The sequence below is a fragment of the Blautia sp. HA9023 genome (assembly GCF_056504095.1).
In genome coordinates, this window is record NZ_JBWLUR010000006.1 from 1,096,233 (window position 1) to 1,102,500 (window position 6,268).

The window sequence follows — 6,268 nt, forward strand, 5'->3', positions numbered from 1 at the left end:
AATATAACAAGAAATACCGCAGAAAAGGAGAACGCTATGAAAGCACTTGTACTTGCAAGCGGCGGTGTGGATTCCACCACCTGCCTGGGGCTTGCCGTAAACAAATATGGAAAAGAGAATGTAATTGCATTAACAGTAGCTTACGGACAGAAGCACACAAAAGAAATTGAGGCTGCCAGAAAAACAGCAGAATATTACGGAGTGGAGCATCTTTATCTGGATCTGGAGCCGATCTTCCGGTACAGTGACTGCTCGCTGCTGAAGCATTCAGACAGAGAGATCCCGCACGAAAGCTATGCAGAGCAGCTGAAGGAAACCGATGGCTCACCGGTTTCAACCTATGTGCCGTTCCGAAACGGATTATTTCTTTCCTCGGCAGCAAGTATTGCGCTGTCAAAAAACTGCAGTGTGATCTATTACGGAGCACATGCGGATGATGCAGCCGGAAATGCATATCCGGACTGCAGCAGTGCGTTTCACAATGCGATCAACGAGGCGATCTATCAGGGAAGCGGCGGCCAGCTGAAGGTTGAGGCGCCTTTTGTCAGCTACACAAAGGCAGAGGTCGTAAAAACCGGCCTGGAGCTGAATGTTCCTTATGAACTGACCTGGAGCTGTTACGAAGGCGGCGAAAAGCCCTGCGGTGTGTGCGGAACCTGTATTGACAGAGCAGAGGCATTCCGGCTCAATGGAGTGAAGGACCCGGCACTTGACAGATAGATCGGATCATAAATATCCGCCCGACTATAGAAAGGAAAAAATATGAGCAGAGAAAACCTGGAAAAAGAAGGGATCACCCTTCTCGGAAATCAGAAAGTAAAATATCCGGACAATTATGCTCCGGAGGTACTGGAAACATTTTTGAATAAGCACCCGGACAACGATTATTTTGTAAAATTTAACTGCCCGGAATTTACAAGCCTTTGTCCCATTACCGGACAGCCGGATTTTGCAACGATCACGATATCCTACGTACCCGGTGAAAAAATGGTGGAGAGCAAATCTCTGAAGCTGTACCTTTTCAGCTTCCGCAATCACGGAGATTTTCATGAGGATTGCGTGAACATCATTATGAAGGATCTGATCCGGCTTATGGACCCGAAATACATTGAGGTCTGGGGAAAATTTACGCCGAGAGGCGGCATTTCCATTGATCCATACTGCAATTACGGAAAGACCGGAACCAGATGGGAGGAGATTGCCTGGAAACGTCTGACAGAGCATGACATGTACCCTGAAAAGATCGATAACCGGTAGAAAAACAAAAAGTCCCTGTTTTCACTGCGAAAAGCAATGAAAGCAGGGGCTTTTTGTTTAGGTGTGCCTGACCGCGCAGGTTTATCTTTATGACAGCCGGATGCACTCCGATTCTGTGCCAAACAGATCAGCGATCACATCGTGCACGGTTTCGATCTTATCTGCCATATAAGCCTTTGCTCCGCAGAACAGCAGGCCGTTTTCCACGTCGCCCTTTACGGCGGCGATCAGCTTGTCTGTAATGCAGTAAGGGATCTCGCCGGGAGAACATTTGGCAAGGCAGCGGTGGCAGGGACTGTGCGGGATTTTTTCACCGGCCATGACGTGCTGCATGAAGGAGTTCATAATGGCACGTCCCGGCATACCTACCGGACTTTTTACAATGGCAATGTCGTCCTTTGCGGCGTGGATCAGGGATTCTTTCAGCCGGATGTCTGCGTCACATTCTTCCGTTGGGATAAAACGGGTGGCGACCTGAACGCCGTCCACACCAAGATCAAGGACATGCTTTACATCCTCGTGCGTGGCGATGCCGCCGGCAGCTACTACAGGGATTTCCGTGCCGAATTTTGCGGCATAGCTTTTTACAGTCTGGACGATCTTTCGGATCTCATTGTCGTAGGCTTCCGGTGTATAGGAATCCAGCTCTTCCTTGTGGAAGCCCAGATGACCGCCTGCCTGGGGACCTTCGATCACCACAAGGTCTGCAGTGCGCTTGTACTTTCTTTCCCAGTATTTCAGGATAACCTTTGCAGATTTGTCCGTTGAGACAATGGGGGCGATCTTTGTTTTGCTTCCGCTGACAAGAGCAGGGAGCTCTGTAGGAAGTCCTGCACCGGAGATGATCAGGTCAGCGCCGGCATGGACAGCGGCTTTTACATGAGATGCGTACTCCTTCAGTGCAACCATGATGTTGTAGCCGATGATACCGTCAGGAGAAATCCTGCGTGCTTTTTTCATCTCGGACAGGATAGCCCGCTGGTTGGCTTCTTCGGTATTCCGGTCGAAATCCTTTTCCCGGTAGCCGATCTGAGCGGTGGAAATGATTCCGATCCCGCCTTCCTTTGCAACGGTGCCTGCCAGACGGCCAAGGCTGATGCCAACGCCCATTCCACCCTGGATCAGGGGAAATCTTGTAAGTTTATCACCGATTTTAAAATTCTTCATAATGATCAGATCCTCACATTCATTTGCGTTCTTTAAATGATTTTAATATAAAATAGTTTTATCATCAAAGTATATCATAACAGGGAAATTTGTCAATGTATATGTAGGAAGGTTGAATCAGGGAGATGTGATGATTTGTCGGTATAGCTTTTCGGAATAAGAAAAGGGTGAGCTGACAGCATTATGCTGAGTAGTTTCACCCTTTTTATGTGTGATGAAATTTTAAACTGTAAAGCAGTAGACAGTGGTCGAAATCCCTCTGACAAAATCAGAACTTAAACAGATTCAGTCCGATATCCTCGCTGAACTCACGACCGATCTCTCCGTCGATCACCTGGATCTGGATCTCGGCGGTAGCACTGATGATGGCACGGTTCAGATGACCGCCGTGTACAAGGCCTTCTTCGTCACCGGCTGCGATGTGGAGATGAAGATAAACTTCGCCGTCTTTACGGGTAACGGTACCGGTAAGAGAAACAATCTCATAAGCTCCCTGAAACTGAATAGAGTGGTATTCCTTTGTTACGGTGTTGTATACGCCAGCAGTGAAATCATTGATGGCGCCAAGGCCTGTGACCTGTGCAAGGCGGATGTTCTCTTTCTCTGCAACCTTGCCGATCTCCTCCAGGATCTCTTCCTTCGGATCAAGTCGAAGATAGATCGTGTTTCCAAAATGTCTGTATTCCATGATAAAAAACCTCCCTGTAAATTTTTTGATTTTCCTATTGTCTGAGTATGATTCCAGTATAATACATTCCTGTTTTTATTCAATAGTTACATTGATCAGATTACAGCACTTCCGGAAATTACTGCATCATGCCCTGTCCAATTTTTTCGTAGAGTATATTGCAGATAATTTCGAGAAAAACTGAGAAGAGACATACTTGAAAATAAGTATATCTACCAGAAACTAATCATAAACAGCCAGAAATTAAGAATTGTACACATTGGCTGACCGGGGTACAATATAAGCAATTCAAAAAACAATTAAACGAAATGCAAAGGCGCATTTGTTGTAGAAATACAGCGAATGTGCCTGTTTTTTTACCTGAATGAACGCAGGATGCAGATGCAGATCGCGGGATGATTTTCAGAAAGAGAGGGCATGTATTATGGCAAAGAGTGAACAGGTAATCAAAGATCTTGACAGAGTGATCGGACTGATCAATACAGATATGAAAGATATTCCTGCTGAGGAGAAAAAACAGATGGTGGCAGATACCATCGATCATTTTGACAACTACGTAAGCCCGGGCTGGCTGAAATACCGTAAATCCGTTTCTTCTGACTCTGAGCAGGGTGCGGTTCTTGAGTGGCAGGATGAAGGTGCTTACTGCTACGGATTAAATGGAGAAAAATTCATCGACTGTCTTGGTGGATTTGGTATTTATACCTGTGGCCACAGAAATCCGGAGATCCTGAAAACTGTTAAAGCACAGTTGGATCATCAGGCACTTCATTCACAGGAGCTTCTTGATCCGCTTCGTGGATATCTGGCAAAAGCTCTTGCAGATATCACTCCTGGTGATCTGCAGTACTGTTTTTTCACAAATGGTGGTGCGGAGGCTGTTGAGATGGCTCTGAAGCTTGCACGTATCGCAACTGGCGGAAGATGGTTCATCTCCACAGTCGGCGCTTTCCATGGAAAGAGTATGGGTGCTATCTCCATGGGTGGTAAGAGTACATACCGTACTCCTTATATCCCAATGGTACAGCAGGTACAGCACGTACAGTACGGTGTTGCAGATGATGTAAGAAAAGCGATCAAGAACCTTCAGGCTGTTGGTGAGAAGGTTGCCGGTGTGATCCTTGAGCCGATTCAGGGTGAAGCTGGTGTTATCGTTCCTCCGGCAGGATACCTTCAGGAGGTTCGTGAGATCTGCGATGAGACAGGCGTAGCACTGATCTTTGACGAGATCCAGACTGGTATGGGCCGTACCGGTACAATGTGGAGATGTGAAGCAGAGGGTGTTACACCGGATATCATGACCTATGGTAAAGCTTTCGGCGGTGGTATCATGCCGATCACTGGTATCATCTGCAAACCGAAGATGTGGGTTCAGGATCTGATCGACAACCCATGGCTGCTTGGCTCCCCGACATTCGGAGGAAACCCGGTATGCTGTGCGGCAGCTATCGCAACGATCAAATATATGCTTGAAAATGATATCCCGGGTGTCTGCAAACGGAAAGGTGAGATCCTGAAAGCTGGACTTCAGAGTCTTGCGGAAAAATATCCGGAGATCATTCAGGAGGTTCGTGGTACAGGTCTTATGCTTGCCGTTGAGTTCCATACCTGCGAACTTGGCTATGAGACTGCAAAAGGTCTGTTTGCAAGACGTGTCATGACAGCCGGTACTCTTGTTAATGCAAAAACAATCCGTTTCGAGCCTACAGCTGTTATTTCCGAGCAGGATATCAAGGACGTTATCTCCAGAATGGATGAGGCTCTTGCCGATACAAAGAAAGCACTTAATGTATAAAAGACAGAGGGATTTTTTACTGAATTAAGTAAGTCCCCTGCGGGATTGTGAAGGCAATAAGCAGTGGGCAGAGATTTGCCAGAATGTTTCTGTACGGGAAGGCATCGGTTTAACTGAGATGATGCCTTTTCGGAGATTTTTCCGAAAGGGATGATATTATAAGATGAGTTTATGCAGAATTGAAGTTATCACAAGCCTTGCGAAATTTTCCAGCCTGAAGTCTGCGCTCAGCAAAGCCGGTGTCAGGGGTATGACGGTTATGCAGGTGCTTGGCTGTGGCGTGGAAAAAGGTACCCGTGAGTACGAAGTGGATGAAAACTATGAGATGGAGCTTCTTCCGAAGCAGCAGATCAGTGTTGTGGTAAAAAAGGAGCAGGTGGATAAGATCGTGGATGTGATCAAACACGAGCTTTATACCGGTCATATCGGTGATGGTAAGATTTTTATCTATGATATCGACAATGTGATCCGCGTGCGTACTGGTGATGAAGGGGCAGATGCTTTATAGATGATGGATTGCGGATCATGGAATGATGGTCTGTATTATAGAGCAGGCGAGGGTGTCCGCGGATAAAGCGGAACCTCGCCTGTTTTTGTGTTGGATATTTTTTATGACTTATATTTGGTTTGCATAATGCAAATGTCCATTTCATTATGGGGAGGTGCCTGGGATTATGAGTGAAGATAAGAAATTAGGATTGGGGAGTGTTGTATCTATATCAGTAGGGCTGGTCATTGCTACAAGCTGTCTGGTTTCTCTTGGACAGGGTGCAGGTACAGTTGGCGTTGTGTTCATTTTTTCTATGATTATTGCCTGCCTTTTGAATATGACTACTGTGGCTTCACTTTCGGAGCTGAATGCGATTATGCCGAATACGACGGGTGGTCTGGCACAGTATACTCTGGCGTGCCTTGGGCCTTTTCCTACATTGATCTCCATGGTTGGTGGGTATCTGCTCTGTAATATTCTGTCATCTGGTGTGGAGGCTTCGATTTTTTCCTATGCGATGGCGCAGACGATCAAGCTACCGATTCCCAGCATTGCGTATACGTTGGTAATGACGATCGTGATCATGATCGCGAACCTTCGTGGCGTGGATATGTTTGCCAAGATCCAGGATCTGGTTGCGTTTCTTTTGGTTGGTTCTATGATCATTATGGGACTGATCGGTATGTTTAAGCTGGGTACGGGACAGGTGGTTTCTCAGCCGTATGCTATGGCTACGAAGCCTTCGGAGCTGTTTTCTGCTACGGCTACAGCATTCTGGCTGTTTATCGGGGCGGAGTATGTGATTCCGGTTTCCAAGAGTGTTAAGAATGCGAAGAGGAATGTTCCTCTTGGTATGATCATTGGTCTTGCG

Annotated in this window: 7 protein-coding genes (1 of these 7 running past the window's edge); 5 read left to right on the forward strand and 2 right to left on the reverse strand. The window is 46.7% G+C overall.

The window, feature by feature from the left end; all coding sequences use genetic code 11:
- Window positions 1–3: 3 nt before the first annotated feature.
- Together queC and queF are read left to right on the forward strand one after the other, a co-directional pair.
- The gene (queC, locus tag AC04Q6_RS09145) at window positions 4–720 is read left to right on the forward strand and encodes a 7-cyano-7-deazaguanine synthase QueC (protein WP_278278422.1); all 717 of its coding nucleotides are present in this window, start codon (window positions 4–6) and stop codon (window positions 718–720) included.
- 42 nt (window positions 721–762) lie between these two features.
- On the forward strand, window positions 763–1,257 hold the full coding sequence (gene queF / locus AC04Q6_RS09150; RefSeq protein WP_021652909.1) for a preQ(1) synthase: 495 nt from the start codon (window positions 763–765) through the stop codon (window positions 1,255–1,257).
- Between the two features lie 87 nt (window positions 1,258–1,344).
- Here queF and AC04Q6_RS09155 read toward each other — a convergent pair whose 3' ends face one another.
- Together AC04Q6_RS09155 and AC04Q6_RS09160 are read right to left on the reverse strand one after the other, a co-directional pair.
- Window positions 1,345–2,424, reverse strand: coding sequence for an NAD(P)H-dependent flavin oxidoreductase (locus AC04Q6_RS09155; protein ID WP_303005906.1), 1,080 nt, complete (start codon window positions 2,422–2,424; stop codon window positions 1,345–1,347).
- 268 nt (window positions 2,425–2,692) lie between these two features.
- On the reverse strand, window positions 2,693–3,112 hold the full coding sequence (locus AC04Q6_RS09160) for a PPC domain-containing DNA-binding protein (RefSeq protein ID WP_021976181.1): 420 nt from the start codon (window positions 3,110–3,112) through the stop codon (window positions 2,693–2,695).
- Between the two features lie 424 nt (window positions 3,113–3,536).
- Here AC04Q6_RS09160 and AC04Q6_RS09165 point away from each other — a divergent pair, with 424 nt between their 5' ends.
- The 3 genes from AC04Q6_RS09165 to AC04Q6_RS09175 all read left to right on the forward strand — a co-directional run.
- A complete protein-coding gene (locus AC04Q6_RS09165) occupies window positions 3,537–4,907 on the forward strand; it encodes a putrescine aminotransferase (RefSeq protein WP_118063424.1) in 1,371 nt (456 codons plus the stop codon).
- A 163-nt stretch (window positions 4,908–5,070) separates the two neighbouring features.
- Window positions 5,071–5,415 (forward strand): P-II family nitrogen regulator, encoded by a 345-nt coding sequence (locus AC04Q6_RS09170; protein WP_021977944.1) that lies wholly within the window; start codon window positions 5,071–5,073, stop codon window positions 5,413–5,415.
- 166 nt (window positions 5,416–5,581) lie between these two features.
- A protein-coding gene (locus AC04Q6_RS09175) for an APC family permease (protein WP_118063426.1) crosses the window boundary here: on the forward strand, window positions 5,582–6,268 show its start. Its footprint extends 720 nt past the window's final position; the window shows 687 of its 1,407 coding nt (coding positions 1–687); the start codon lies at window positions 5,582–5,584; its stop codon lies beyond the right edge, outside the window.

What these genes read in the sequence shown, in the direction of transcription:
- AC04Q6_RS09170 (WP_021977944.1), top strand. Translation starts at nt 5,071, where the DNA reads ATGAGTTTATGCAGAATTGAAGTTATCACAAGCCTTGCGAAATTTTCC.
- AC04Q6_RS09165 (WP_118063424.1), top strand. Translation starts at nt 3,537, where the DNA reads ATGGCAAAGAGTGAACAGGTAATCAAAGATCTTGACAGAGTGATCGGA.
- queF (WP_021652909.1), top strand. Translation starts at nt 763, where the DNA reads ATGAGCAGAGAAAACCTGGAAAAAGAAGGGATCACCCTTCTCGGAAAT.
- AC04Q6_RS09155 (WP_303005906.1), bottom strand. Translation starts at nt 2,424, where the DNA reads ATGAAGAATTTTAAAATCGGTGATAAACTTACAAGATTTCCCCTGATC.
- AC04Q6_RS09160 (WP_021976181.1), bottom strand. Translation starts at nt 3,112, where the DNA reads ATGGAATACAGACATTTTGGAAACACGATCTATCTTCGACTTGATCCG.